Below are 26420 nucleotides of genomic sequence, written 5' to 3'. Positions count from 1 at the left end.
GCATGCCTTCCTCGGGGTCCGCGCCCCGGGCGGGTTGAAGACGGCGGCAGTTCCTGGCTCGCGCCGCCGCTGCCGTTCGGCAGCCGCCGCGCTCACAGTGGCGGGACCGCGCCGGATTTCCACCGGCTTCCTACCGTGAGTGCCGTCTTGTGCGTATCGCGGGCCGGGACCGACCCACCGTTGAGCATAGTAAGCGTTGCTGACCTGCCACGGGACGGTGAGTTCCGGCCTGGCCGGGGCGGCGGGCCGGACCGGATCGTCGGTATGCTCGCCGCCATGCCCCTCCCCCCGACAACCACCCCATCCGGGGATGAAACCCCCGTGCGCGGGCGCGATGACGCCTGTCCGGGCGCGCTGCGGCTGCACCCGGCGGACGACGGTTCGCTCGCCCGGATACGGGTGCCGGGCGGACTGCTGACGGCCCGTCAGGCACAGGCGCTGGGGCGGGTGGCCGAGGAGTTGGGCGACGGGCGGCTGGACATCACCTCACGGGGCAATCTGCAGGTGCGCGGCCTGGACGCGGGGTGCGGCGCGGAACTGGCGGCCCGGCTACGGGCGGCCGGACTGCTGCCCTCCGACCGCCATGACCGGGTGCGCAACATCGTGGCGTCGCCGCTGTCCGGCCTGGACGGCGAGGGGCATGCGGACGTGGTGGCGTGGGTGCGGGAGTTGGACGCCGCACTGTGCGGCGGCGCACCGACGAGGGGCGGGGAATTGTCGGGCTTGTCGGGCAGGTTCCTCTTCGCGCTGGACGATGGGCGTGGCGATGTGGCCACCTTGGGCGCGGATGTGACATTGATCGCAACGCCGGACGGTGGAGCGGTGCTACGGGTCGGCGGTCCGCTGCCGGGCCCCGGTGTGCCGTCGCCGTCGACGGCGGGGGCACACCCGGACGCGGCAGCGCGGCGGGGGTCTCCTACGGCCGGGTCGGCGGCAGGGGGCGGTCTCCGGGTGCGGCGCGAGGACGCGCCGCGTGCGGCGGCGCTGGCCGCGGTGGAGTTCCTGGCCAAGGCCCATGAGAGCGGCACCCGGGCGTGGCGGGTACGCGAACTCCCCGCACGACACGCCGTGACGACCGAGGGATTGGCCGCGCGACTCGCCGACGCGGGCGTCGAGGCCGTACCCGTGGAGCATGAACCAGCGCCCCGCGCCCGCGCCACGCCACCCGCTTTCGGGCCGGTCCCCGGCCCGAACGGGCGTCACGCGCTGTCCGTCGCCCTCCCCCTGGGCCGGGTGAGCGCCGCACAGTGGCGGCTGCTCGCCGGGCTCGCCTCCCGGAGCGGGGCCGCTGAGCTGCGTATGACACCCTGGCGCGGCGTGGTGCTCCCCGGGTTCTCCCCGGACGACACGCGCGGTGCCTTGGCCGAACTGTCCGACGCGGGACTGGTGACCACGCCGGACTCTCCGTGGCTCGGGGTCGGCGCGTGCACGGGACGGCCGGGCTGCGCCAAGTCCCTGGCGGATGTGCGGGCCGACACGGCATGCATGGTCGCGAACACGGCGCGGGGGGCCATGGACCCGGCGCGCGGGACCTCGGGCACGGCCCGGGGAGCCGCGAACCCGGCGGGAGCGGACGCGGGCGGGGCGAAGCCGTGGCCGGTGAGCGGCACGGCGTACGGCGGCGGCCCGGCCGGGCCCGATCCGCTGCCGGTGTACGTCTCCGGCTGTGAACGGCGCTGCGGTCACCCCGGGGGCCGCTGGGTGGACGCGCTCGCGACCGGCGACACGGACTACCGCGTCACCGTACGGGGCGTGAGGGGAGACACGCCGGAGGCGGACAGCGCGGACAGCGCGGATGTGACAGCAGAACAGTTGGCCGGCGCCGTCGCGGCGGCCCGTGGAACGACATGATCGAGGACACCGTGTTCGACTACGAGAAGGACGGGGCGGCCATCTACCGCGCGTCCTTTGCCACCATCCGTGCCGAGGCCGACCTCGCCGGGCTCCCCGCCGACGTCAGCCAGGTGGCGGTGCGGATGATCCACGCCTGCGGCATGGTCGACCTGGTCAAGGACCTCGCGTACACGCCCGAGGTGGTCTCCCGCGCCCGTGCCGCGCTGCGGTCCGGCGCGCCGGTGCTCTGTGACGCCCGCATGGTCGCCAGCGGGGTCACCCGCAAGCGGCTGCCCGCCGACAACGAGATCATCTGCACCCTCGCGGACCCCGCCGTACCGGAGTTGGCGCGGCGCATGGGCACCACGCGCAGCGCCGCCGCGCTGGAGCTGTGGCGGGACCGGCTCGAAGGGGCGGTGGTGGCGGTGGGCAACGCCCCCACGGCGCTCTTCCGGCTGCTGGAGATGCTCGAAGAAGGAGGGGCGGAAGGGGCGGGCGCGCCGCGCCCGGCCGCCGTGATCGGTGTGCCGGTGGGCTTCATCGGCGCCGCCGAGTCCAAGGAGGCGCTGGCCGGGCATCCGGCGGCGCTCGACCATCTGGTGGTGCACGGCCGGCGGGGCGGCAGTGCCATCGCCGCGGCCGCGATCAACGCGATAGCGAGCGAGGAAGAGTGAGCGAGCAGCAGACGGGCCGGCTCTACGGTGTGGGGCTCGGCCCCGGCGACCCCTCCCTGATGACCGTACGCGCCGTGGAGGTCATCGCCGAGGCCGATGTCATCGCGTACCACAGCGCCCGGCACGGGCGCAGCATCGCGCGCTCCATCGCCGAGCGGCATCTGCGGCCCGACCACATCGAGGAGCGGCTGGTCTATCCGGTCACCACGGAGACCACCGACCATCCGGGCGGCTATCGCGGCGCGATGGACGAGTTCTACGCGGACGCGGCCGCCAGGCTCGCCGCGCATCTGGACGCGGGGCGCACGGTCGCGGTGCTCGCGGAGGGCGATCCGCTCTTCTACGGCTCGTATATGCACATGCACAAGCGGCTCGCCGACCGCTACCTCACCGAGGTCGTCCCCGGGGTCACCTCGGTCAGCGCGGCGGCCGCCCGGCTCGGCGCGCCGCTGGTGGAGGGCGAGGAGGTGCTGACGGTCCTCCCCGGCACCCTGCCGGAGGAGGAGTTGACGGCCCGGCTGGCGACGACGGACGCGGCGGCCGTGATGAAGCTCGGCCGGACCTTCCCCACGGTGCGGCGCGCGCTGGAGCGGTCGGGGCGGCTCGCGGACGCGCGCTATGTGGAGCGCGCCACGATGGACGCGGAGCGGACCGCCCCGCTGGCCGAGGTCGACCCGGAGTCGGTGCCGTACTTCTCGATGGCGGTACTGCCCAGCCGGGTGGACGCGCCGCGCGAGGAGTCCGGCGTGGGCGAGGTCGTGGTCGTCGGCCTGGGCCCGGCCGGCCCGCTGTGGCTCACCCCCGAGGCGCGGGCCGAACTGGCCGCCGCGCAGGACCTGGTCGGCTACAGCACCTATCTGGACCGGGTGCCCGTACGGCCGGGCCAGCGGCGCCACGCCTCCGACAACAAGGTCGAGTCCGTACGCGCCGAGTTCGCCCTCGACCTCGCCCGGCGGGGCCGGCGTGTCGCCGTCGTCTCCTCCGGCGACCCCGGCGTGTTCGCCATGGCCACCGCCGTCCTGGAGGCCGCCTCCGAGGACCCCTACCGCGAGGTCCCGGTGCGGATCGTCCCCGGCATGACCGCGGCCCACGCCGCCGCCGCCCGGGCCGGCGCCCCGCTCGGCCACGACTACGCGGTGCTCTCCCTCTCCGACCGGCTCAAGCCCTGGGAGGTCATCGCCGGACGGCTGCGCGCCGCCGCCGCGGCCGACCTGGTGCTCGCCCTCTACAACCCCGGCTCCCGCAGCCGCGTCTGGCAGGTGGGCAAGGCCCGCGAACTCCTGCTGGAGCACCGCGCCCCCGACACGCCCGTGGTGCTGGGCCGCGACATCGGCGGCCCCGGCGAACGAGTGCGGATCGTCCGCCTGGCCGACCTCGACCCGGCCGACGTCGACATGCGCACGATCCTCCTGGTGGGCTCCTCCCAGACCCGCACGGTCCGCCGCGGCGACGGCACCGAGGTCGTCTGGACGCCACGCCGGTACCCGGAGGGCTAGCCTCCGGGCTCAGGCCAGGCTCGTACGAAGCCAGTCGGCGGCTTCGGCCGGGGTCTCGGCCACCGGGACGCCCTGCGGGGCGGGCGGGCGGCGGATGACGACGACCGGGATGCCGGCGGCGCGGGCCGCGGCGAGTTTGGGGGCGGTGGCGTGGGCGCCGCTGTCCTTGGTGACCAGCACCTCGATGCGGTGGCGGCGCAGCAGCTCCGCCTCGCCGTCGAGGGTGAACGGGCCGCGGTCGAGGATCACCGCCATCCGGGGCGGGACCGGCGGCTCGGGGGCGTCGACCGAGCGGACCAGGAACCAGGGCTCGGTGAGGTGGGCGAAGGTGGCCAGGCCCATGCGGCCCGTGGTGAGGAAGATCCGTTCTCCCAGGACCGGGGCCAGCCGCGCCGCGTCGGCCAGTGAGCCGGCCGCATGCCAGCGGTCGCCCGGGCCGGGTACCCAGCCGGGACGGCGCAGGGCGAGCAGGGGAACATGGACGTCGGCGGCCGCCCGGGCCGCGTGGGAACTGATCGTGTCGGCGAAAGGATGGGTGGCGTCGATGAGCGCGTCCACCTGGTGCTCGCGAAGCCAGCGGGCCATGCCCTCGGCTCCCCCGAACCCGCCGATCCGCACCTGCCCCACGGGCAGCCGCGGCGCGGCGACCCGGCCCGCGAGGGAGCTGGTGACACGCAGGGCGGGGTCGTCGGCGAGCTCCCCGGCGAGGCGGCGCGCCTCGGTGGTGCCGCCGAGGATGAGCACATGGCGCCGCGCCGGTGCGCTGTTCATCGGGTGCCTTTCGTCGTCCGTGCGCCCGTCATCGTATGCGCGGCGGCCGGCCCATGGCTGAGGCGGAGACGGAGGCCAAGGCGACCGGGGGGCGGGGCGCCCAGCTGGAGCGGTCGGGGCTGCGGCACGGCTGGACCACCGGGGCGTGTGCGACCGCCGCGACGACGGCCGCGTACACCGCGCTGCTGGGCGCGGATTTCCCCGATCCGGTGACCATCGAACTGCCCAAGGGGCAGCGGCCCGCGTTCGCGCTCGCGGCCGAGGAGCTGGCGGCGGACCATGCCATGGCCGCGGTCGTCAAGGACGCGGGCGACGACCCGGATGTGACCCATGGCGCGCTGGTCAGGGCCACGGTACGGGCCCTGCCGTCCGGCGGCGGAGTGGTCTTCCGGGCCGGTCCGGGCGTCGGCACGGTGACCCGGCCCGGGCTGCCGCTCCCGGTCGGCGAACCGGCCATCAACCCCGTGCCACGCCAGATGATGCGCGACCACATCGCCGCGGTCGCGGCCCGGCACGGCGGCACCGGCGACGTCGAGATCGAGATCTCGGTGGACCACGGCGAGGAGATCGCCCGCTCCACCTGGAATCCGCGCCTGGGCATCCTCGGCGGGCTGTCCATCCTCGGCACGACGGGCATCGTGGTGCCCTACTCCTGCTCGGCGTGGATCGACAGCATCCGGCGCGGGGTGGATGTGGCACGCGCGGCGGGGCGCCGCCATGTGGCGGGCTGTACGGGCTCGACGTCCGAGAAGGTGGCGGTGGCCGTGCACGGGCTGCCGCAGGACGCGCTGCTGGACATGGGCGACTTCGCGGGGGCGGTGCTGAAGTATCTGCGCCGCCATCCGGTGGACCGGCTGACGGTCGCCGGCGGCTTCGCCAAGCTCTCCAAGCTGGCCGCCGGGCATCTGGATCTGCACTCCGCACGCTCCCAGGTGGACAAGGGGTTCCTCGCGGACCTGGCCCGGCGGGGCGGGGCGGACGAGAAGCTGGCGGAGGCGGTGGCGACGGCCAACACCGGCCTGGAGACGGTCCAGTTGTGCTCCGCCCGTGGCGTACCCCTCGGCGACCTGGTCGCGGCGGCGGCCCGCGACACGGCGCTCGGGGTGCTGCGCGGGGCACCGGTGGCGGTGGACGTGATCTGCATCGACCGCGCGGGCACGATCGTGGGCCGCGCCGGACCCCGCGGCCCCCGGGAGCGCTGACCCCTTCGCCGCGCCCAGCGCGTTGCGGCACGGCGCCCGGCGCGATGCGGTGCCCACGCCCATGCGGTCACCACCGGGGCCAATGCCCCGGCACCGTCAGGCGGCGGGTGGTGGCCGGGCCGGTCAGGTGCCGTGTGGGTGGCAGGGCCCGTGGGGGCGTTCGCGGTCCGATGAGTAGAGGTGGCTGTCGCGGAACTGTTCGGCGCCGAGGGTGCGGCCCACGATGATGACCGCCGTCCGTACCACGCCCGCCGCCTTCACCTGGGCCGCGATGTCGTCCAGCGTGCCGCGGAGCACCAGTTCGTCGGGGCGGCTGGCCATGGCGACCACGGCCGCCGGGCAGTCGGCGCCGTAGTGCGGGAGGAGTTCGCCGACCACGCGGTCCACATAGCGGGCGGCGAGATGCAGCACGAGGAGGGCGCCGCTGCGGCCGAGGGTGGCGAGGTCCTCCCCTTCCGGCATGGGGGTGGCCTGCTGGGCGATGCGGGTGAGGATGACGGTCTGGCCGACGGTCGGGACCGTCAGCTCACGCTTCAGCGCGGCGGCCGCGGCGGCGAAGGCGGGAACGCCCGGGACGACGTCGTACGGAATGCCGGCGGCGTCGAGGCGGCGCATCTGTTCGGCGACGGCGCTGAAGACCGACGGGTCGCCGGAGTGGAGGCGGGCCACGTCATGGCCCGCCTCGTGCGCGGCGACGAACTCGGCGGCGATCTGGTCGAGGTCGAGCCGGGCGGTGTCGACGAGGCGGGCGTCCGGCGGGCATTCGGCGAGCAGTTCACGCGGCACCAGACTGCCCGCGTACAGACACACCTGGCAGCGGGCCAGGGTCCGGGCGCCGCGCACCGTGATCAGATCGGCGGCACCGGGGCCCGCGCCGATGAAGTACACCGTCATCGTGTCTCTCCTTGAGCGGCTTCGACGAATCCCGCGGGATCGGCGGCATGCCCGCCAGGGCCTCGGGAGTCGAGCGGTTTGGTGGCGGACCACTGGGTGACGGGCATCGCCTGCCGCCAGCCGGTGAAGGCCCCGACCGCGGTGGCGTGGGAGACGGCGAGGCGGACGAGGTCGCCGCCGTGGCGGCGGTACCGGTCGGCGAGCAGTGCCTCGGATTCCAGGGTCACGGTGTTGGCGACGATCCGGCCGCCCGGCGGCAGGGCCGCCCAGCACGCCTCCAGCACCCCGGGGGCGGTCAGGCCGCCGCCGATGAACACCGCGTCGGGGGTGGGCAGTCCGGACAGGGCGTCCGGGGCGGCGCCGGTGACGACGGTCAGCCCGGGCACACCGAGCGCGTCGGCGTTGCGGCCGATGCGCTCGGCGCGCACCGGGTCGCGTTCGACCGAGACCGCCCGGCAGGTGCGGTGGGCGCGCATCCACTCCACGGCGATGGAGCCCGAGCCACCGCCGACGTCCCACAGCAGCTCCCCGGGGGCGGGGGCGAGCGCGGCGAGGGTGGCGGCCCGCACATGGCGCTTGGTCAGCTGCCCGTCGTGGTCGTACGCCGTGTCGGGCAGCCCCGGCGTGAGCGACAGCGGCCGGGCGCCGTCCGCCGGGGCGCAGTCGACGGCGATGACGTTGAGGGGGTCGGCGGGCGGATGGGGCCACTTGTCCGCCGTGCCCTCCACACAACGCTCCGCCGCGCTCCCCAACTGCTCCAGCACCCGCATCCGGCTCGGGCCGAAGCCGCGGTCCCCGAGCAACCCGGCCACCTCGGCGGGGGTTTCGGCGCCCGCGCTGAGCACGAGCAGCCGCCGTCCGGCGTACAGCTCACGGTTCAGCGTGGCCAGGGGACGGCCGACGAGGCTGATCACCTCGGTCTCCTCCAGCGCCCAGCCGAGCCGCGCACAGGCCAGGGAGACGGATGAGGGATGGGGCAACACCCGCAGCCGCTCGGCGCCCAGCAGCTCGGCCAGGGTACGGCCGATGCCGAAGAACATGGGGTCGCCGCTGGCCAGCACAGAGACCCGCCGCCCGGTGTGCGCGGCGAACAGCCCGGGGACGGCGGGGCGCAGCGGGGACGGCCACGGCACCCGCTCGCCGCGGCACTCCGGCGGCAGCAGACCCAGATGACGCCGTCCGCCGATAACCACCTCGGCCGTGCGCAACGCCTCGCGGGCCACGGGCCCGAGCCCGTCCCAGCCGTCGGCGCCGATGCCGATGACGGTCACGGGGGGAGGCGGCGGGCTCACGATGGTCACCTCACGGGTCGGGGAGCGGTCCACGAAACTCTACTGACCTGCTACGACGCCCCGGCCCCCGGCTCCCGCTCCAGGCCCCCTTCGCGCGCCTCCTCCAGCCCCCGCTCCCCCGCCCGCTCCTGGTCGCGCTCCAGCTCCGCCAGCGCCAGCAGTTGCTCGACGGTCATGTCCTCGGGGATCGGCACCGGCGCCGGGGTGCGCAGCGGCGGCTGCCAGCCTTCCTCCGGGGCCCACCGCCGTATGATCCGGGCCGGCGCCCCGGCCACCACGGCGTGGTCGGGCACCTCGCCCCGTACGACCGCGCCCGCCGCCACCACCACATTGCGCCCCAGCCGCGCCCCGGGCAGGATCACCGCGCCCGCGCCCAGCCAGCTGCCGGGGCCGATGTGGACGGGCGCGGAGCGCGGCCACTGGCGGCCGACAGGCTGCTCCGGATCGTCGTAGGAGTGGTTGTCGCTGGTCACGTAGACGTACGGGCCGCAGAAGACATCGTCGCCGAACTCGACCGGCACCGACGCGATCACATGGCTGCCCCGGCCCAGCACCACGCCGTTGCCGATGCGCAGCACCGGATCGGGGCCGAGGTCCACACCGGGCATCATGCCGGCGGTGAGCGTCACCTGCTCGCCGATGACGCAGTGCTCACCGAGTTCGATCCACGGTTCGCCGAAGAGGGTGCCCTGGGGGAACGCCAGCCGGGTGCCGACGCCGATGCGGCCGAACCGGTACGGGCCGGGGCGCTCGGCCGTCACCGCGCCGGCCCGCTGCACGGCGCGCCATCCACGGTGGACCAGACGGGAGGTGACGCGCCCACGCCGGCCCCGCCAGGATGAGAACAGGTTCTCGTTCTTCGGCATTCGCCCACCGTATCGGCCCCTCGGGAGACCGTCAGCGTCACCCCGGGCTCCCCTGCGCGCTCCCGCGCCCCGGCGCCTCGCGCAGTACGCAGTCGCCGCACAACCCGCCACCGGGCACGCGGTAGTAGAGACAGCAGGTGCGGCGCCGGTAGCCGAGCGGCGCGGTGCCGAGGGTGCCGGCCTCGCGCAGCGGCGGGTGGACGAGCTGGGCCCGCGCCAGCTCGGTGGCCCGGTCCGCCGCCTCGGCGCGGCCGTGCGCCCGGCACCAGTCGTGCAGCACGCGCAGTGAACCGGCCAGCGCCGAGGCGGCGTTGCCCCACAGCAGCCGCTCCGAGACCCGGTAGGCCCGTCCGATGGCATGGTGCAGCGGCATCAGATGGACAAACGCCGCGGTGCCCACCTGACCGGCGAGTCCTCCCGGTTCGCCCATCACGTGCGGCGCGCCGGGCCACCACAGGTCGTCGGGGGCGACTCGCCCGGGGTTCCACCACAGCCGGTCGGGCCGGAGGTGGGGCACCCGGCCGGAGAGGGCCGCCGGGCCGAGCGCGAGCGACCACACCCGGGCGGCGAGCCCCTGGAAGGCGAGCGAGGCCGCGACCCTCGGCTCATCGGTGCGCAGACTCGCGGCGACCGCCTCGACCCGGGCGCGCAGCACCGGCCCGGCAGCGCCCTCGGCGGTCAGCCGGTACGCCTCGCCGATGCGTACGTACCCCTCCTCGCGCGGGTCACCGCTCCCGGTGCGCAGGGCGAAGAACGGCCCGACCCGCGCCGCGTCCGGCAGCGGTGCCTCATTCACCGTCGGCCGGGGCCCGGAACGCCTCCAGCAGCCGGTCCGCCGCGAGCGTGGCCGTCAGGGTGCCCTCGCGGACCCGCTGTTCCAGCTCGGGCCCGAGCCGCCGCACCTCGGGGTGGGCGTGCAGCCGCGCGAGCAGCTGGTCGCGCACCATCGACCAGGTCCAGTCGACCTGCTGGTCGCGCCGCTTGGCCCGCAGCGCGCCCGTGGCCTCCAGCACCCGGCGGTGCTGCTCCAGGCGCTCCCACACCACGTCGAGCCCGGTGGACTCGCGGGCGCTGCAGGTGAGCACCGGCGGGTTCCAGGGCGCGTCCGGCGGCTGCAGCAGCCTCAGCGCGCCTGCCAGTTCACGGGCCGCCGACTTGGCATCCCGCGCGTGGGGGCCGTCGGCCTTGTTGATGGTGACCACGTCGGCCAGCTCCAGGACGCCCTTCTTGATGCCCTGCAGCTGATCGCCGGTGCGGGCCAGGGAGAGCAGCAGGAAGGAGTCGACCATATTGGCCACCGCGGTCTCGGACTGGCCCACGCCCACGGTCTCCACCAGCACCACGTCATAGCCCGCGGCCTCCATGACGACCATGGACTCGCGGGTGGCGCGGGCGACCCCGCCCAGCGTCCCGGCGCTGGGCGAGGGCCGTACGAAGGCGTCCGGGTCGACCGCCAGCCGCTCCATCCGGGTCTTGTCACCCAGGATGGAGCCGCCGGTGCGGGTCGACGACGGGTCGACGGCGAGCACCGCGACCTTGTGGCCGGTCCCGGTGAGCATGGTGCCCAGGGCGTCGATGAAGGTGGACTTGCCCACCCCGGGCACCCCGCTGATGCCGATCCGCCGCGCCCCGCCGGTGTGCGGCAGCAGTTCGACCAGCAGCCGCTGGGCGAGGTCGTGGTGGTCGGGCCGGGTGGACTCGACGAGCGTGATCGCACGCGCGATGTACGCGCGATTGCCGTCGAGCACGCCCTTGGCGTACTCCTCGATGTCGATCGTCCGCGGCATGGCCTACAGCTCGTGGCCGAGGTCGGCGGCCAGCTTCCGCACCAGGTCGTGGGCGGCGTCCGGGATGACCGTGCCCGGCAGGAAGACGGCGGCGGCACCGGCCTCGTGCAGGGTCTGGACGTCGTGCGGCGGGATGACCCCGCCGACCACGATGGTGATGTCCTCGCGCCCCGCCTCGGCCAGTTGCTCGCGCAGCGCGGGCACCAGCGTGAGGTGGCCGGCCGCGAGCGACGACACGCCGACGATGTGCACATCGGCCTCCACCGCCTGCCGCGCGACCTCCTCCGGGGTCTGGAACAGCGGGCCGACGTCGACGTCGAAGCCCAGGTCGGCGAAGGCGGTGGCGATCACCTTCTGGCCGCGGTCATGCCCGTCCTGGCCCATCTTGGCGACCAGGATGCGGGGGCGGCGGCCCTCCTCGCGCTCGAACGCCTCGACCAGCGCGCGGGTGCGGTCCACGCCGGACGACGGTCCGGCCTCGTCTCGGTACACACCGGAGATCGTACGGATCTGGCCGGAGTGGCGGCCATAGACCTTCTCCAGCGCGTCGGAGATCTCGCCCACGGTGGCCATGGCGCGGGCGGCGTCCACCGCGAGCGCCAGCAGATTGCCCTCCAGGCCCGCGCCGGGGCCGGACTCGGCGGCCGCGGTCAGGGCACGCAGCGCGTCCTGGCAGACGGCCTCGTCGCGCTCGGCCCGCAGCCGCCGCAGCTTCTCGATCTGCTGGGTGCGCACCGCGGAGTTGTCGACCTTGAGGACCTCGATCTGCTCATCGCTGTCGACCCGGTACTTGTTGACGCCGATCACCGGCTGGCGCCCGGAGTCGATCCGCGCCTGGGTGCGGGCGGCGGCCTCCTCCACGCGCAGCTTGGGGATGCCCGCGTCGATGGCCTTGGCCATGCCGCCGGCCGCCTCGACTTCCTCGATGTGCTGCCAGGCCCGCCGCGCCAGGTCGTACGTCAGCTTCTCGACGTACGCGCTGCCGCCCCACGGGTCGATGACCCGGGTGGTGCCCGACTCCTGCTGCAGCAGGATCTGGGTGTTGCGGGCGATCCGGGCGGAGAAGTCGGTGGGCAGCGCGAGCGCCTCGTCCAGAGCGTTGGTGTGCAGCGACTGGGTGTGGCCCTGGGTGGCGGCCATGGCCTCCACGCAGGTGCGCGCGACGTTGTTGTAGACGTCCTGGGCGGTCAGCGACCAGCCGGAGGTCTGCGAATGGGTGCGCAGCGACAGCGACTTGGGGTTCTTCGGGTCGAACTGCTTGACCAGCTTGGCCCACAGCAGCCGCGCCGCCCGCAGCTTGGCGACCTCCATGAAGAAGTTCATGCCGATCGCCCAGAAGAACGACAGCCGGGGCGCGAAGGCGTCCACGTCCATCCCGGCGTCCCGGCCGGCCCGCAGATACTCCACACCGTCGGCGAGGGTGTACGCCAGCTCCAGATCGGCCGTGGCTCCGGCCTCCTGGATGTGGTAGCCGGAGATGGAGATGGAGTTGTAACGCGGCATCCGCTGCGAGGTGAAGGAGAAGATGTCGGAGATGATCCGCATCGACGGCTGCGGCGGATAGATGTAGGTGTTGCGGACCATGAACTCCTTGAGGATGTCGTTCTGAATGGTCCCGGCCAGCTTCTCGGGCGGTACGCCCTGTTCCTCGGCGGCCACGATGTAGAGCGCGAGCACGGGCAGCACCGCGCCGTTCATCGTCATCGACACGCTCATCTTGTCCAGCGGGATGCCGTCGAAGAGCTGCCGCATGTCGTAGATGGAGTCGATGGCCACGCCCGCCATGCCGACGTCACCGGTGACCCGGGGGTGGTCGCTGTCGTAGCCCCGGTGGGTGGGCAGGTCGAAGGCGACCGACAGGCCCTTCTGACCGGCCGCGAGGTTGCGGCGGTAGAAGGCGTTGGACTCCTCAGCGGTGGAGAAGCCCGCGTACTGCCGGATGGTCCAGGGCTGGTTGACGTACATCGTCGGGTACGGGCCGCGCAGATAGGGCGCGGCGCCGGGGTAGGTGCCCAGGAAGTCGACGCCTTGCAGGTCCTCGGCGGTGTAGAGCGGTTTGACCCCGATGCCCTCGGGGGTGTCCCACACCAGGTCCTCCACGCCCTTGCCCACGCTGTTCTGCAGCGCGGCGGCCCAGTCGCCGGAGCTGGGCACCGGGCCTTCGGCCGGTCCGTCCAGATCGACCGCCGAGAAGTCCGGGATCTTGCCCGGCTCCACCGGAGCGCCGGCCATCACGCCACCCCCATGGTGTTCAGAGCCGAGGAGAGCACCTCGACCGCGTCGCAGCCCGCGAAGACGTATCCGTCCACTCCGGCCCGTTCGTACTCATCCTGTTGTGTGCCCGGCCGTCCGGCCAGGTAGACCCGGGTCGCCCCGGCCGCCTTCAGCCGCTCGGCCACGGCCGCCGCCTCCTGCTCGTACAGCTTGTCGCTGGAGCACAGGCAGGCCACCCGGGCACCGCTGGCGGCGAACGCCTCGGCGACCGTCTCCGCGGTCACGGTGGCGGGCTCGTGAACCGCCTCGATCCCGCCCGCCTGGAAGAGGTTGGCGGCGAAGGAGGCTCGGGCGGTGTGCGCGGCGGCGGGGCCCAGCGCGGCCAGGAAGATCCTGGGCCGGCTGCCCTCGGCCGCCAGCTGGGCGTCGGCGCGGGTGCGCAGCGCCTCGTACGCCTCGTCGCGGCGCACCCTGGGCAGTCCGCCACTGGGCTGCTCCGGGACGGGCTCGCGCTCGACGGGCCGCTCGGCGAGGTTCGGGAACTCGCTGACGCCGGTGATCGGCTCCTTGCGGCGGGCGAGGTCGCGGCCGCGGCGCGCCCAGGTCTCGGCGAGCCGGTCGCGGACCAGCCCGGAGGCGAGGGCCGCGGCCATTCCGCCGGCGCGCTCGATCTCCTGGAACCAGGCCCAGGCGGCGCGGGCGACGTCGTCGGTGAGCTTCTCGACGTACCAGGAGCCGCCGGCCGGGTCGATCACCCGGGCCAGATGCGACTCCTCCAGCAGGATCGTGGAGGTGTTCCGGGCGATGCGGCGGGCGAAGTCGTCGGGGAGGCCGATCGCGCTGTCGAAGGGCAGCACGGTGACCGCGTCCGCGCCGCCGACGCCGGCGGCGAGGGTGGCCACGGTGGTGCGCAGCATGTTCACCCAGGGGTCGCGCCGGGTCATCATCACCGGGGAGGTCACCGCATGCTGACGCTGGGCGCGCGCCTCAGAGGGCGCGCCGCACGCCTGCGCCACACGCGCCCACAGGCGGCGGGCGGCCCGGAGCTTGGCGATGGTGAGGAACTGGTCGGCGGTGGCCGCGTAGCGGAACTCCAGCTGGGCGCAGGCGGCTTCGACGCTCAGCCCGGCCTCGGTGAGGGTGCGCAGATACGCCACCGCGGCGGCGAGGGAGCAGCCGAGCTCCTGGGCCGCCCCGGCGCCCGCCTCGTGGTACGGCAGGGCGTCCACGGCGAAGGCGGTCACCCCGGGGTGGTCGCGGTGGCAGATCCCGGCGAGGTCGGCCGCGGCGGCCAGCTGCCCGGTCAGGCCGTCGTCGCGTCCGGTACGAGCGGCGAGCCCCAGCGGGTCCGCGCCGAGGTTGCCGAGCGCGGCGCCCGGCGGCACCTCGTGGCCGGCGTAGAGCCGCAGCAGGGCGCGGGCGGCGTCCTCGAAGTCGGCGCCCGCGTCGAGGGCGACGGGGGCGAGGTCGAGGTAGACCCCCTTGAGCGCCTCGGGGAGGGCGTCCACGGGCACTCCGGCCGCGCCGGCCGCGAGCCAGACCGAGCCGGCGCCGTTCTCCAGGTCGGCGAGGATCGCCTGGTTGGTGCGCGCCGGATCGGGGTGGGCGTGGCGCTGGCGTACGTCCCAGCCGGATACGGCGGAGCCCTCGGCCCGGCCGCCGCGCACGAAGGGCGCGAAGCCGGGGAATCCGGCGTCCTGGGGTGCGTCTTCGGCGGTGTAGAGGGGGTGGACGGTGATGCCGTCCTCGAGCGCGGTCGCGAGGGCCTCTTCGGCCTCGGCGCCCACGGCGTCCGATGTGCCGGTTTTGCGCAGCACGCCTTCGACGAGGTGGCGCCATTGGTCTCGCGTCACTTCAGGGAAATCGTCGGCTAGGGGAAGCCCGTCGGGCAGGACCGTCATAGGAGGAGGCTAATGGGATCCGCTAAAGCCGGAGCAGTGGTTCAGGCTGTGACCTTACTCTCTAGTGATCTCAGGTGTGAGCACTGGGGATTTCAACAGTGGCGCCCGCCCCCGGCCGGGGTGGGTGAGGCATATGGGCCCGGCGCGGGGTGCGGAACGGGAGCCCAAGGTCGACGACGGCCCCGGATACAGACCGGCTGCCGGGACATGGCACCGCCTCGGGCACGCAGAGGCCCGCCCGGTGCGACGGGGGATGCACACCGGGCGGGCTCGAAGACCTTTTTACCGCATCGGCGGGGGGTTATGCATCAAAAACGTGTTCGCTTCCCCGGTTCACCATGCGACGGGCAGCGAGATCAGGCCACGCGCGCGGGTCGACGGCCGCCACCGGAGCTGCTCCCTCGGGGCGTCCAGCCGCAGCCCCGGAAAACGCCGAAGCAGCGCGGCCAGAGCGATTTCCATCTCCATCCGGGCCAGGGGCGCGCCAAGGCAGTAGTGGATGCCATGGCCGAGCGCAAGGTGACCGGACCGGCCAAGATGTGGATTGAAGTCGTCCGGATCCTTGAACTGGGCCGGGTCACGGTGTGCCGAGGCCAGCGAGAGCAGCACGGTCTCCCCGGCGGGGATGGTCACACCCCCGATCTCGATCTCCTCGAGCGGGAAACGGCGGATCGCCAGCGACGCGGGGCCCTGGTACCGCGCCAGTTCGTCGAAGGCGGGCGCGAGACCGCTCGGGTCCTCGCGCAGCTTCTGGAGCACCGTGGGGTGGTCGAGCAGGGTGAGCACCGAGTTGGCGATGAGGTGGACGGTGTTCTCGTAGCCCGCGAGCAGGATGAGGAAGGCAAGCGAGGTCAGTTCGTCCTCGGTGAGCCTGCCGTCGCCGTCCCCGGCCTCGTCGTCGCGGACCCGGATCAGATCCGAGAGCAGATCGTCCCCGGGCTCTGCGCGCTTCTTCGCGATCAGCTCGGTGTAGAAGCGGAGCATGCTGCCGACCGCTTCCTTCGCCGCCCCAGGCCGCGCCGGATCGGGGGTGATCAGGGCGTCGCTCCAGGCCCGGAAGTCGAGCCGGTCGCGCTGCGGGACGCCGAGCAGATCGCAGATGACGATGATGGGCAGCTGTCCGGCGTAGGCGGTGAGCAGGTCCGCGCGGCCGTCGGACGCGATGGCGTCGAGCAGCTCGTCGGCGATCCGCCGGACCGGTTCGCGCATCCGCTCCACGCGGCCGGGGGTGAACGCCTTGACCACCAGCCGGCGCACCCGGGTGTGGTCCGGCGGGTCCATGTTGAGCAGATTGGCGTCGAGGGCGGGCGGCAGGGAGAAGCCGCTGTAGTTGCCCGGGGCGGCGTGGCGCTTGTCCAGGGCCAGGCGCGGATCGGCGAGCAGCCGCCGCACATCCTCGTAACGAGTCACCAGCCAGGCGGGGCGTCCGTCGGTGCCGGCGATCCGATGGACCGGGCCGACCTCGCGGAGCGTGGCCAGGGCCGGGTAGAGGTCCTCGATCATCGGGGCGGTGTCAACGAGCTCCGGACCGTCCGTTCCGGCGGCGTGCGCGGTGTTCTGCATGGATCCCGACTCTAGGCGGTGGCGTCCTCCGGGCCGGAACGGGTGGGGCGTTTCGGCCCGTCCGGGCGATGCGCACAGCTGCGCGTGGTGGTGGCCGGGAGGCGGCGCCGGGGCTGAATCCCCCCGGCGCCGCCTGTGCCACGGGCGGCCCCGACCCCCGTCCAGGGCCACCTCGTCTGTGATCCCCCCCGTTCACCGCCGCTGTGCGGCGGTCCCCTCCCTCAGTTCCGCGAGCACCTCGTCCACGAGCGGCAGGTGATAGACGTCGGCGACGCGGGCCAGATGCTCGTGCTCCTCCACCAGTTCGGCCCCTGTCGTCATCACCACGCTGTCCGCCGCGGACTCCGGCACATGGCCCGCTGCTTGATTCAGCAAACCGCGTCTGAGCGCCGCAGCTTCCACTACGGCAGCAAGTTGCCAATCGTCGAGTCGCGCCGCGCCGGCCTTGACATGCGCGATCTCCAGGGCGCCGGCCTCCACATGGCGCCGTACGCCGCGCTGGACGTCGCGGATCTCCGCCATCTGACGGTTGGCCCGCCACTCGAGGTCCGCGAACGGCCACCAGCCGCTCCAGCGGGAATGGCCCATGGACACCTCGGGGGCCTGCGCGGTGACCTCCCGCCACAGCGGCCGCAGCCGCCGGAAGCGGCGCCATGCGGACGCCCGGGGCCCCACGGCGGGGATGGCGAAACCGGCCAGCACCAGAAGCGCCGCGACCGATGCGGTCAGCGGGGCGACCCCGTTGGAGAGCCAGTACAGCTCACGGCCCGCCCAGGAGAAGACGAAACCGATCAGCTTGCAGGCGCAGTACGCCAGTCCCAGCCAGCATCCGGCGGCCAGCACCCGCAGTCCCCGGGCCAGCCATGAGCCGCGGAGGCTGGCGGCATAGCGCGGGCAGAGGATGCCGAGCCCTGCCAGACCGGCTCCGAAAATGGCCAGATACAGCACCAGGAAGAGGAGCACTCCTGGGGCATCCGCATAGGCGGTGCTGAAGTCGCGGGGGTGCTCGACCGCGTCCGGGCGGCCGACCGCGAAGCCGATGATGGCCACGGTCCATGCCACGGCCACGGCGGCGACCACCACGACGGGCCGCACCGCCGACCCCGTCCAGCGCAGCAGCAGCACCAGGGCGCCGGTCGCGAACACCACGACGGAGGAGTAGAGGAAGACCATGGCGAGATTGGCGACGCCCACCAGGCCGTCGAACCAGCGGTAGACGCTGGGCGCGGAGAGCAGGAAGACATTCGCCACGGCCGCGGTCATCACACATGCCAGGCCGAGATCGGCGTTGGCGCGGTCGCGGAACCAGGCCCGGGCCTTGTAGCCGGCCATCGTCCAAGCGGCGGCGCCGAAGCAGAGATAGACGAGGTCAAACACCGGTGTCACCGCCCGGTTCACCGCGTACGCCACCGTCGGCGCCGCCCGTGCGGTCGGCCAGGTGGGCGTGGTCGGCGCGGTCGGTGCGCACGTGGCGCAGCGCCGGGCCGAGCGCCGCGGCGAGTTCGGCCGCCCGGCCCTGGAGCGGCAGCCCGTGGTCCGGCGAGGTCGGCACCACATGCTCCATCAGCAGCGTGCCCAGCACCTCGGTCTCGCGCTCGGTGAGGTTGTCGTAGCAGTGGTGGCGGGCGAAGTCCGGAGTCATCCCCAGCCGGCGCATCGCGGTGGTCACATCGACGGACGGCGTCCACATCCGCAGCGCGTCCTCGGTGACCGCCGGGTCCTGTTCGTGTCCGAGCAGGAGATGGCCGATCTCATGCAGCACGATATGGATCTGGTGCCAGGGGGACGTCCTGAGCTCGTAGAAGATCCAGTAGTCCTCGTCGGTGGAGGCGGTCATGCCCGAGACCACACCGCCCAGGCTCATCGGCACCAGGTGGACGGGGCGTCCGACGCGGCGGGCCACGAGGTCGCACAGACCGGGCAGGTCGGTCGAGGCGGGCAGCCCGAGCTCCTTGATGAGCTGCTTGCACTGCCGCCGTATCCGGCCCACTCGCATGCCTGTACCACCCTCGTATCCGGTCTGCCGCCAGGAGGAGAACAGTTCCGGGTCATCGGCGGCCATTCGTCGCCTCGCCGTCCGGACCACCCGAACCGTCCGCTTCCGCGGCCCCGTTCGCACCGGGAGGCTCGGGCGGAAGGTTCATCTGCTGCCGGAACTGGGAGATGATCGTGGTGAGACTGTCCTGGACCTCCGGCGGGAGGCCCACGGAGCGCAGCGCGATGCTGCGGACCCGCTTGTCGCGCATCGCGACAAGGAACCGTACCTCCTCCTCGACCCGCTCGGCCTGCGAAGGCGACAGGTCGCCCAGCAGATAACCGACCGGCACGGCGAAGAACCTGGCGAGCGCCCGCAGCACATCCGGGCTGGGATTGGTGCGCTTGCCGTTGCGCAGCATCGACAGATACTGCTCGGTCACGCTCACCCCGCCGTACTCCTCGCCGCCGCTGATCTCCTCGGCGACGTGGGCGTTGGTGTACGGCGCGCCCGGCGGGTGCATGGTGGTGAACAGGTAGTTGAGCCGGTCCGCCAGCGGGCTGTGGGCCGCGTCCGGTGACCTGTCGGCACCCGCTGCCATCTGCGCCCCCTCACGGCTGCTCCCGGGCTCGAACACCCTCACGGTTGGTTAAGGCGGACGATGCCGCGCGACGCATCCTGCCACGTCCATCGCACAGCACACCAGTCCGATGCCGAATCCTGGGGGCGGCCGACTTAACTACCAGTTGGTAGCCGGGCCGAGAGGGTGATCGATCAGGCGAGGGAGGAGGTCGGCCGACGGCCGCGATGTCCGCTTGCTGCCAGCGGCCGCGGCCGGGGGGCCGGTGTCCTCCCTCGCTCTCAGCGCCTGCGCCGGGCCATCAGTCCACGCTCTGGAGAATGTGCGGCTCGGCGAGGTCGTCCTCGTAACCGGCAAGTCGGATCGGCGCGGAACGCGCCCACACTTCCAGACTGCCCACCTCCGTGGCCTGCACGAACCGCCCGCCGTTATCGGCGCGCGCGTCGTCGCTCTGTGTTTGTTCGGGGGTCACCGCACACTCCCTCGTGTCGGCTGAACCGGATCTGTCGTCAGACTAACCAGCGTCTGAACGGTCCGCGCGTCGATTCTCAGGGACTGGACAACGAGCCGTCGCCGGGACCCCCTTCCGCGTCCGGTGGCCGCGCGGAGCCGTCCGTGGTGAGCTGGCACTACGAGACCCACCGAACTCGTCTCACGTGCTGGACGGCGCCGCGTCCCAGGCCACATGGCCGTCCGGGCGCACCAGCACCGTGCTCCGGCCCGCCCAGCCGTCATGGGTGGTGGTCGGGCGCGCGGTCACGACCCGTATCCGGTCCGGACTCCCGGCCATCGCCTCGGCGGCGGCGCACGCCTCGGCGGCGCCCGGGCCATCGGCCGTCCCACGGCCCGCGTCGCCGCCCGGGCCGAGGTGGAGCAGTACGAAGCGCCCGTCGGTCAGCAGCGGATACAGGCTGGGCTCGGGCGCGCCGTCCAGCCCGAGGTCGGGGGCGCGGGTACCGACCAGCGAGTGGCCGCCCCCTCCCCGCCCCGCTGCCCCCGCCTCCTCCCCCGCGGCCGGGCGGTAGGCCACGTCCAGCGCGGAGAGTTCCCCGGCGAACTGCCGGTTCACCGCCGGATGGACGGCCAGGAGCCGGCCGAACACCGAGCGCAGGGCGCGCGCGTCGGCGGTGTACGTGGCGCCGAGCATGGTCTGGGCCTGGGTGTTCTCCAGCAGCGCGGCCCCCACGGGGTGGCGCTCGGCGTGGTAGGTGTCCAGCAGCCCCTCGGGGACGCGGCCCTGGCACACCGCGGCCAGTTTCCACGCGAGGTTGAAAGCGTCCTGGAGCCCCACGTTCAGGCCCTGGCCCCCCATGGGCATATGCATATGCGCCGCGTCCCCGGCGAGCAGGATGCGGCCGTCGCGGTAGCGGGCGGCCTGGCGGGAGGCGTTGCCGAACCGGGACAGCCAGCGGGGCGCCCGCATCCCGAAGTCCGTGCCCGCGACCTGGCGCACATATCCGCGCAGCTCGTCGAAGGTGAGCGGCTGATCGGCGGGGATGGCGAGGGACTCCCCGGTGGTGCCCGCGATGCGGTGGTGTCCGTCGGCCAGCGGGACGACCAGGAAGCCCCCGTGTTCATTGTCGACCGAGGGGGCCGAAGGCGGCGCGTCGAGCACCACATCGCCGAGAAAGCCGGTCGTGGTGGCGCGGGTGCCGGGGAAGTCGATACCGGCGGAGCTCCGCACGGTACTTCCGGCCCCGTCGCAGCCCACCACCCATGCCGCGCGCAGGGTGTACGTCCCGTCGGGGCCCGCCACGTCCACCTCGGCGCCGTCCGCGTCCTGGCGCACCCGCAGCGCCCGGTGCTCCCAGCGGATCTCCCCGCCCAGCTCCCGCAGCCGCTCCTCCAGCAGCTGCTCGGTGCGGAGTTGCGGCAGGACCAGCGTGTACGGGAAGCGGGTGTCCAGTACGGAGAAGTCCAGCCGGACCGGCAGCCCGCCGTAGTGACCGGTGGGCATCGGAACGCCCTCACGGATGAACGGCCCGGCGAGACCGCGCATCGCCAGCACCTCCAGGGAGCGTGGATGCAGGGTCAGCGCCTTGGAGTGCGGGCTGCGGGCGGCGGCGCGCTCGATCACCGTGACGTCCACACCCACCAGCCGCAGTTCGGCGGCGAGCAGCAGCCCCACGGGTCCGGCCCCCACCACGACGACGTCGTTCACCACACCATCTCCCTTGTCGCTCGGTCTTGTCTCTCGATCGGCTCCTTGGTCCCTCTCTTGATCTCTCTCGATCTCTCTTGATCCAGGATCAAGAAGCTGCCCCCAGTAGACTTGATCCCGGATCAAGACGCAAGCGAAGGAGATCGGCGGCATGGGCCTGGACCGCACGGCCGTGGTGACGGCGGCGCTGGAACTGCTCGACGAGGCGGGGCTGGACAAGCTCACGATGCGCAAGGTGGCCGAGCGGCTGGGTGTGCGGCTCAACACCGTCTACTGGCACGCCTCCAGCAAGCCCCGGCTGCTGGAGCTGATGGCCGACACGATGCTCGTGGGATGCGCCGACGCGCCGCTCCCGGACTCCTGGGACGACCGGGCGTGCACCCTGGCCCACCGCTATCGCGCCGCGCTGCTCTCCCGCCGCGACGGCGCACGGGTCGTGGCCGGGACGTATGTCGCCGAGGAGCACACCCTGCGCTTCGCGGACGCCCTGACCGGCGCGTTCCTCAGCGGCGGCCACAGCGCCACCGAAGCCGGCTGGCGGACCTGGTCGCTGGTCTACTTCACGCTCGGCCTGACCCAGGAGGAACAGGCCGCCCAGGGCATCGGCGGCATGGAGCCGCTGCTGCGCGCGGCCACCGCCGGGCGCTTCCCCGCCCTGGCCGCGGTCGCCGGACACTTCGGCGACTTCGAGCACCGCTTCCGGCATGGCGTCGGGCTGATCGTCCGGGGGCGGGAAGCGAGCGCGTAACCCGCTCACTCAGGGCCGGGAGGTCCGAGGTCTTCCTGTGTCTGGCACCATGCGGGCGCCATTTCCCCCATAACTGCACGCCGTCCATCCGATGTTTATGGCGCACAAGGGGTTCCGGTTCTGCCACGGGAGCTGCATCATGCCCGGAGGTTCAGATCGTGGAACCTCAGGCATGTACGTGACCGTCCGCTGCTGCCCCCGCAGAAGATCGTCCGCACCCGGTTCACATCCCCTGGAGCGTCATGTCATCCGCACCCACCCGAAGGACAGTCGTCGGCACCGCCGTGGCCGCCGGTGCCGCCGCCGGACTCTCCGGCCCGGCCACCGCGTACGCCGCCGAGCCGCAGACCCCCGCCGCGGCCGTGACCGCCCAGCCCGCGGGGGACCCCTGGGCCACGGTCCTCGCCGATGCCGACCTGGTGTGGCAGAAGCTGCCGCAGACCTGGTACGAGGGCCCCTTCCTCGGGAACGCCCTGCTCGGCTCGGGCATCTACGCCGAGCCGGGCGACGCGAACGCGGTGCGCTTCAATGTGCAGCACAGCGAGGTCCAGGACCACCGGCCGGAGTTCGGCTCCCTCTTCGGGCTCGCCCGGCTGCCCATCGGGTACTTCACCCTGGAGCCGGTCGGGGCCATCACCGCCATCGACTGGCGGCTGCGGCTGCGCGACGCCGAGCTGACCGGGACCATCACCACCGACAAGGGCACCCTGCGGCTGCGCGCCCTCGTCCACAACTCCCGTTCCCTGCTGGCCATCGAGGTGACCCCGAGCGCCGGAGAGACCGCGTTCCGCTGGGTGTTCCACCCCGCCGAGGCCATCAGCCCGCGGGTCGCCTTCAAACCGGTCCCCGACGGCTACACCGGCAACCCCCCGGCCGTCGTCGAGGACCACCAGGGCATCCAGGCGGCCGTGCAGCCGCTGCTCGCCGGCGGACAGCATGTGACGGCCTGGCGGGAGCGGACCCACCCGGGGCGGCGGACGCTGTACGTCACCGTGGCCCACTCCCACCCCCGGCGCACCGCGCGCGACCGCGCGCTCAAGGACATCCGGCTCGCCTCGGCGCTCTCCTACGACGTCCTCGCGCCCAGCCATCGCGCCTGGTGGCACGCGTACTACCGGAAGAGCTTCCTCTCCCTCCCCGACGCCCGGCTGCAGCGCTTCTACTGGATCCAGCTGTACAAGGTGGCGGCGGCCGCGCGCGCCGACGCCCCCGTGATGGCCACCTCAGGGCCCTGGCTGGAGTCCACCCCGTGGCCCGCGACCTGGTGGAACCTCAATGTGCAGCTCGAGTACTGGCTGATCCACGGCTCCAACCACCTCGAACTCGACGCGGTGACCCGGGCGCTCAGCGAATTCCGCGACAACCTCTCCAACCAGCTCGACACCCCGTACCGCAAGGACTCGGCGGGCATTCCCCGCACCACCGACATCCACCTGGTCAACGGCGGCGACGCGGCGAACGGCGGCTACGCGGTCGGCATCCCCGGCCAGGACCCGCCCACCCCCGAGGTCGGCAACCTCACCTGGGCGCTGCACAACGTCTGGCTGACCTACCGCCACACCATGGACGAGTCGGTGCTGCGCGAGGTGGTCTATCCGCTGCTGCGCAAGTCCGTCGCGTACTACCTCCACTTCCTCACCCCCGGCGGCGACGGCAAGCTGCATCTGCCCGCCACCTTCTCGCCCGAGTACGGCGTCAACGCGCCCGACTGCAACTACGATCTGATGCTGCTGCGCTGGGGCTGCGCCACTCTCCTGGACTCGGCCCGGCTGCTCGGTGTCAAGGATCCCGCCGCGCCGCGCTGGCGGGAGGTGCTGGCCAAGCTCACGCCGTACCCCGTCGACGAGAACGGCTTCATGATCGGCGCGGGTGTTCCGTTCGCCAAGTCCCACCGCCACTACTCCCATCTGCTCGCCGTCTATCCGCTGTACGAGGTCACCTGGGAGGATCCCGCCAAGCGCGAGCTGATCGAGACCTCCCTCCAACCACTGGGTCGGCTTCGAGGGCGCGCTCCAGGGCTACACCTTCACCGGCGCCGCCTCGATGTCCGCGCAGATGGGGCGTGGTGAGGACGCGCTCACGTACCTGGGCGAGCTGATGAGCCGCTTCATCCAGGCGAACACCATGTACAAGGAGTCGGGCCCGGTCATCGAGACTCCGCTGTCCGCCGCGCAGTCGCTGCACGACATGGTCTGCCAGAGCTGGGGCAAGGTGATCCGGATCTTCCCCGCGCTGCCCGCCGCCTGGCGTGAGCTGGTGGTCCACGACTTCCGCACCCAGGGCGCGTTCCTGCTGAGCGCCGCCCGCGAGGAGGGCCGAACCCGCTGGGTGCGGCTGCGCAGCGAGGCGGGCGCGCCCTGTGTGGTACGTCACTCCCTCGACGGGCCGATCGAGGTGCGGGACGCGCGCGGGCGGCGGCTGCCGTACGAGACGGTGGGCGCGGGAACGATCCGGATCGCGCTCCGCAGGGGCCAGGAGGCGATCATCACCGCCCGCGGCGACCGCCCGGACCTGACGGTCCGCCCGGTCGAGGCAGGCGAGCCGGCGCCGCGCTGGGGGCTCCCCGCGTCCTGATCCCCCGGCAGGGTCTCCCGGCACGCTTCTCCCGGCCGGGCCCGGCCGCCCCGATTCGGCGATCCGGGCCGGTCCGCTCCGGGCCGGTCCGGGCCGGGCCGGACCGTTCCGATGACGCGGTCGGTTCGACCGGCACGGTCGGTTCGACCGGCACGGTCCCGTCGGTGGAGCGGTCCGGATCGGCCCGATCGGCGTCCGATGACGACTGCCGACCGCCGATCCGGGATACCCATCACGCATGAGACGCATCAGTGACTTGGACCGCCGGCTGCTCGTGCGGGTCGCGGACAGCCGGCTCCGCGGCGCCCACCCGCTGCTGCCCCGGCTCAGCCGGGCCGCCGACCACGGCAGGCTGTGGTTCGGCACCGCAGGGGTGCTCGCCACGGTCGGCGGCCGCACCGCGCGGCGGGCCGCGCTGCGCGGGATCGGCTCGCTCGCCGCCGCCTCACTCGTGTCGAACGTCGTGGTCAAGTGGACGGTCGAACGCAAGCGTCCGGTCAGGGACACGGTGCCCCTGGTCCGTCAGCTGCGCCGGCAGCCGTGGACCAGCTCCTTCCCCTCCGGGCATGCGGCCTCCGCCGCCGCCTTCGCCACCGGGGTGGCCCTGGAGTCCTCGCGGTACGGCCTGATGGTCGCCCCGCTCGCCGCCGCCGTCGCCGTCTCCCGGGTGTACGTGGGCGTCCACTACCCGAGCGATGTGCTGGCCGGAATCGCCCTCGGCGCCGGCGCCGCCGCGCTGACCTGCCGCTACTGGCCGCCGCGCCCCGAGGCCCCGGCGCAGGCCCGGCCGCGGATCTCGGCGCCCGCCCTGCCCAAGGGCGAGGGGCTGGTGGTCTTGGTCAACCAGCGGGCCGGGATGGCCACCCCCGGCGGTTTCACGGTCGCCGAGCAGCTGCAGGTGCTGCTGCCCGCCGCGGAGATTCTGGAGTGCGGGCCCGACGACGACTTCTTGGACCTGCTCCGGCAGGCCGCCCGGCGCGCCGCCGACCGGGCCGGGGCACTGGGCATCTGCGGCGGGGACGGCAGCGTCAACGCGGCCGCCACGATCGCGGCCGAACGCGGGCTGCCGCTCGCCGTGTTCCCCGGCGGCACCCTCGACCACTTCGCGCTGGACCTCGGCGTACCGGCCTTCGAGGACACCGCGCACGCCGTGACCGAGGGCGATGCCGTGGCCGTGGACCTCGGCCGCGCCACCCCTCTCGCGGGCGGCGGCGAGACCAGCCAGTTCGTCAACACCTTCAGCATCGGCTTCTACCCGGAGCTGGTGCGGATCCGGGAGGGCTTGGAGGGCCGGCTCGGCAAGTGGCCCGCGGCCGCGGTCGCGCTCACCCGGGTGCTGCGCACCGCGAGCCCCATGGAGGTCGAGGTCAACGGGCGGCAGCGGCGGCTGTGGATGCTGTTCGCCGGCAACGGCATCTACTCCCCCGAGGGTTTCGCGCCCACCTACCGTCAGCAGCTCGACGACGGGCTGCTCGACGTGCGGGCGATCGACGGCGAGGAGCGGCTGGCCCGCACCCGACTGCTGATCTCGGCGCTCACCGGCACGCTCGGGCGGTCCCACGTCTACACGACGCGGCGCATGCGCCAACTGCGGCTCTCGGGCCTCCACGCCGTGGACAGCCGCGCCTACGACGGAGAGGTGGCCGCCGACCCCGCGGAGGAGCTGCTGATCGACAAGTGGCCGGGGGCACTCACCGTCTACCGCCCCGCCGAGCCGCAGAACGAACTGCTCCAGCGGGCCCGTACGGCCGCCGCGAAGGCCCCCCATTGGTGGAGGTCTCTACTACGCAAGTAGTACTCGGAAATCTGTGCTCAAGGACGACGACGGGGGCGCCTCCCACCGTCAAGGATGAGGGCATGGACGACGACCGATCGGCCCAGGGGGCCGC

At 73.4% G+C, this 26420-nt stretch carries 20 protein-coding genes, 1 pseudogene and 1 riboswitch; of the genes and pseudogenes, 7 read left to right on the top strand and 14 right to left on the bottom strand.

All coding sequences use genetic code 11. The features are described 5' to 3' along the window. Positions 1–27 precede the first annotated feature (27 nt). Positions 28–189: riboswitch (cobalamin riboswitch) on the bottom strand. A 75-nt stretch (positions 190–264) separates the two neighbouring features. Genes AS97_RS40245 through AS97_RS40235 form a run of 3 tightly spaced genes read left to right on the top strand, consistent with a single transcriptional unit; the run spans position 265 to position 4003 of the window. Then, the gene (locus AS97_RS40245) at positions 265–1851 is read left to right on the top strand and encodes a nitrite reductase (RefSeq protein ID WP_210567388.1); all 1587 of its coding nucleotides are present in this window, start codon (positions 265–267) and stop codon (positions 1849–1851) included. Next, a complete protein-coding gene (locus tag AS97_RS40240; protein ID WP_059145988.1) occupies positions 1848–2507 on the top strand; it encodes a precorrin-8X methylmutase in 660 nt (219 codons plus the stop codon). The genes AS97_RS40245 and AS97_RS40240 overlap by 4 nt, the downstream gene beginning before the upstream one ends. Beyond that, the gene (locus AS97_RS40235) at positions 2504–4003 is read left to right on the top strand and encodes a precorrin-2 C(20)-methyltransferase (protein WP_125760486.1); all 1500 of its coding nucleotides are present in this window, start codon (positions 2504–2506) and stop codon (positions 4001–4003) included. Before AS97_RS40240 ends, AS97_RS40235 begins: the two co-directional genes overlap by 4 nt. Positions 4004–4012: 9 nt before the next feature. Here AS97_RS40235 and AS97_RS40230 read toward each other — a convergent pair whose 3' ends face one another. Further along, positions 4013–4774, bottom strand: coding sequence for a cobalt-precorrin-6A reductase (locus AS97_RS40230; RefSeq protein WP_059145990.1), 762 nt, complete (start codon positions 4772–4774; stop codon positions 4013–4015). Positions 4775–4827: 53 nt separating this feature from the next. Between AS97_RS40230 and AS97_RS40225 the strand changes: the two genes are divergently transcribed. Continuing rightward, positions 4828–5976, top strand: coding sequence for a cobalt-precorrin-5B (C(1))-methyltransferase (locus AS97_RS40225; protein WP_059146195.1), 1149 nt, complete (start codon positions 4828–4830; stop codon positions 5974–5976). A gap of 123 nt (positions 5977–6099) precedes the next feature. On the opposite strand, the gene cobM is transcribed toward AS97_RS40225, so the two are convergent. The 13 genes from cobM to AS97_RS40160 form a co-directional block, all read right to left on the bottom strand. Continuing rightward, complete coding sequence (gene cobM, locus AS97_RS40220; protein ID WP_059145991.1) at positions 6100–6870, bottom strand: precorrin-4 C(11)-methyltransferase; 771 nt, start codon at positions 6868–6870, stop codon at positions 6100–6102. Continuing rightward, positions 6867–8162, bottom strand: coding sequence for a precorrin-6y C5,15-methyltransferase (decarboxylating) subunit CbiE (cbiE, locus tag AS97_RS40215; RefSeq protein WP_346160284.1), 1296 nt, complete (start codon positions 8160–8162; stop codon positions 6867–6869). Before cbiE ends, cobM begins: the two co-directional genes overlap by 4 nt. Before the next feature lie 50 nt (positions 8163–8212). Further along, on the bottom strand, positions 8213–9028 hold the full coding sequence (locus AS97_RS40210; RefSeq protein WP_210566612.1) for an acyltransferase: 816 nt from the start codon (positions 9026–9028) through the stop codon (positions 8213–8215). Positions 9029–9065: 37 nt separating this feature from the next. Continuing rightward, entirely contained in the window at positions 9066–9824 is a 759-nt protein-coding gene (locus AS97_RS40205) for a (2Fe-2S)-binding protein (protein ID WP_086706828.1), read from the bottom strand. Continuing rightward, the gene (gene meaB, locus AS97_RS40200) at positions 9817–10815 is read right to left on the bottom strand and encodes a methylmalonyl Co-A mutase-associated GTPase MeaB (RefSeq protein WP_059145994.1); all 999 of its coding nucleotides are present in this window, start codon (positions 10813–10815) and stop codon (positions 9817–9819) included. The genes AS97_RS40205 and meaB overlap by 8 nt, the downstream gene beginning before the upstream one ends. Positions 10816–10818: 3 nt before the next feature. Then, positions 10819–13047, bottom strand: a complete 2229-nt coding sequence (gene scpA / locus AS97_RS40195) for a methylmalonyl-CoA mutase (protein ID WP_086706830.1) — start codon at positions 13045–13047, stop codon at positions 10819–10821. Continuing rightward, positions 13047–14930, bottom strand: a complete 1884-nt coding sequence (mutA, locus tag AS97_RS40190) for a methylmalonyl-CoA mutase small subunit (RefSeq protein ID WP_086706831.1) — start codon at positions 14928–14930, stop codon at positions 13047–13049. Before mutA ends, scpA begins: the two co-directional genes overlap by 1 nt. A 333-nt stretch (positions 14931–15263) precedes the next feature. Continuing rightward, positions 15264–16493 carry a cytochrome P450 gene (locus AS97_RS40185; RefSeq protein WP_125760530.1) on the bottom strand — a complete coding sequence of 410 codons (1230 nt, stop codon included), beginning with the start codon at positions 16491–16493 and terminating at the stop codon, positions 15264–15266. 192 nt (positions 16494–16685) lie between these two features. Further along, a complete protein-coding gene (locus tag AS97_RS40180) occupies positions 16686–17870 on the bottom strand; it encodes an MAB_1171c family putative transporter (protein WP_059146197.1) in 1185 nt (394 codons plus the stop codon). Beyond that, positions 17863–18555 carry a hypothetical protein gene (locus tag AS97_RS40175; protein WP_059145998.1) on the bottom strand — a complete coding sequence of 231 codons (693 nt, stop codon included), beginning with the start codon at positions 18553–18555 and terminating at the stop codon, positions 17863–17865. Before AS97_RS40175 ends, AS97_RS40180 begins: the two co-directional genes overlap by 8 nt. Further along, complete coding sequence (locus AS97_RS40170) at positions 18542–19069, bottom strand: helix-turn-helix transcriptional regulator (RefSeq protein ID WP_210566611.1); 528 nt, start codon at positions 19067–19069, stop codon at positions 18542–18544. Before AS97_RS40170 ends, AS97_RS40175 begins: the two co-directional genes overlap by 14 nt. Before the next feature lie 280 nt (positions 19070–19349). After that, positions 19350–19520, bottom strand: coding sequence for a hypothetical protein (locus AS97_RS40165; RefSeq protein ID WP_185930157.1), 171 nt, complete (start codon positions 19518–19520; stop codon positions 19350–19352). Positions 19521–19700: 180 nt separating this feature from the next. Next, positions 19701–21212: an FAD-dependent monooxygenase gene (locus tag AS97_RS40160; protein ID WP_247204641.1), complete on the bottom strand. Its 1512-nt coding sequence runs from the start codon at positions 21210–21212 to the stop codon at positions 19701–19703. A 148-nt stretch (positions 21213–21360) separates the two neighbouring features. Here AS97_RS40160 and AS97_RS40155 point away from each other — a divergent pair, with 148 nt between their 5' ends. From AS97_RS40155 to AS97_RS40145, 3 genes and pseudogenes are all read left to right on the top strand, one after another. Beyond that, positions 21361–21957, top strand: coding sequence for a TetR/AcrR family transcriptional regulator C-terminal domain-containing protein (locus AS97_RS40155; RefSeq protein ID WP_059146198.1), 597 nt, complete (start codon positions 21361–21363; stop codon positions 21955–21957). Positions 21958–22199: 242 nt separating this feature from the next. Then, positions 22200–24531, top strand: a pseudogene (locus AS97_RS40150) (glycoside hydrolase family 95-like protein). 238 nt (positions 24532–24769) lie between these two features. Beyond that, positions 24770–26326 carry a phosphatase PAP2 family protein gene (locus AS97_RS40145; protein ID WP_059146002.1) on the top strand — a complete coding sequence of 519 codons (1557 nt, stop codon included), beginning with the start codon at positions 24770–24772 and terminating at the stop codon, positions 26324–26326. The last annotated feature ends 94 nt before the right edge of the window (positions 26327–26420 follow it).

This window comes from Streptomyces sp. AgN23, assembly GCF_001598115.1.
GTDB lineage: Bacteria > Actinomycetota > Actinomycetes > Streptomycetales > Streptomycetaceae > Streptomyces > Streptomyces antimycoticus.
This window is presented reverse-complemented; position numbering and strand designations above follow the sequence as displayed.

Excerpts from the sequence above, each read along its gene's own strand:
- AS97_RS40245 (WP_210567388.1), top strand. The coding sequence starts at position 265 with ATGCTCGCCGCCATGCCCCTCCCCCCGACAACCACCCCATCCGGGGAT.
- AS97_RS40240 (WP_059145988.1), top strand. The coding sequence starts at position 1,848 with ATGATCGAGGACACCGTGTTCGACTACGAGAAGGACGGGGCGGCCATC.
- AS97_RS40230 (WP_059145990.1), bottom strand. The coding sequence starts at position 4,774 with ATGAACAGCGCACCGGCGCGGCGCCATGTGCTCATCCTCGGCGGCACC.
- AS97_RS40225 (WP_059146195.1), top strand. The coding sequence starts at position 4,828 with ATGGCTGAGGCGGAGACGGAGGCCAAGGCGACCGGGGGGCGGGGCGCC.
- cobM (WP_059145991.1), bottom strand. The coding sequence starts at position 6,870 with ATGACGGTGTACTTCATCGGCGCGGGCCCCGGTGCCGCCGATCTGATC.
- AS97_RS40210 (WP_210566612.1), bottom strand. The coding sequence starts at position 9,028 with ATGCCGAAGAACGAGAACCTGTTCTCATCCTGGCGGGGCCGGCGTGGG.
- meaB (WP_059145994.1), bottom strand. The coding sequence starts at position 10,815 with ATGCCGCGGACGATCGACATCGAGGAGTACGCCAAGGGCGTGCTCGAC.
- scpA (WP_086706830.1), bottom strand. The coding sequence starts at position 13,047 with ATGGCCGGCGCTCCGGTGGAGCCGGGCAAGATCCCGGACTTCTCGGCG.
- mutA (WP_086706831.1), bottom strand. The coding sequence starts at position 14,930 with ATGACGGTCCTGCCCGACGGGCTTCCCCTAGCCGACGATTTCCCTGAA.
- AS97_RS40185 (WP_125760530.1), bottom strand. The coding sequence starts at position 16,493 with ATGCAGAACACCGCGCACGCCGCCGGAACGGACGGTCCGGAGCTCGTT.
- AS97_RS40175 (WP_059145998.1), bottom strand. The coding sequence starts at position 18,555 with ATGGCCGCCGATGACCCGGAACTGTTCTCCTCCTGGCGGCAGACCGGA.
- AS97_RS40170 (WP_210566611.1), bottom strand. The coding sequence starts at position 19,069 with ATGGCAGCGGGTGCCGACAGGTCACCGGACGCGGCCCACAGCCCGCTG.
- AS97_RS40155 (WP_059146198.1), top strand. The coding sequence starts at position 21,361 with ATGGGCCTGGACCGCACGGCCGTGGTGACGGCGGCGCTGGAACTGCTC.
- AS97_RS40145 (WP_059146002.1), top strand. The coding sequence starts at position 24,770 with ATGAGACGCATCAGTGACTTGGACCGCCGGCTGCTCGTGCGGGTCGCG.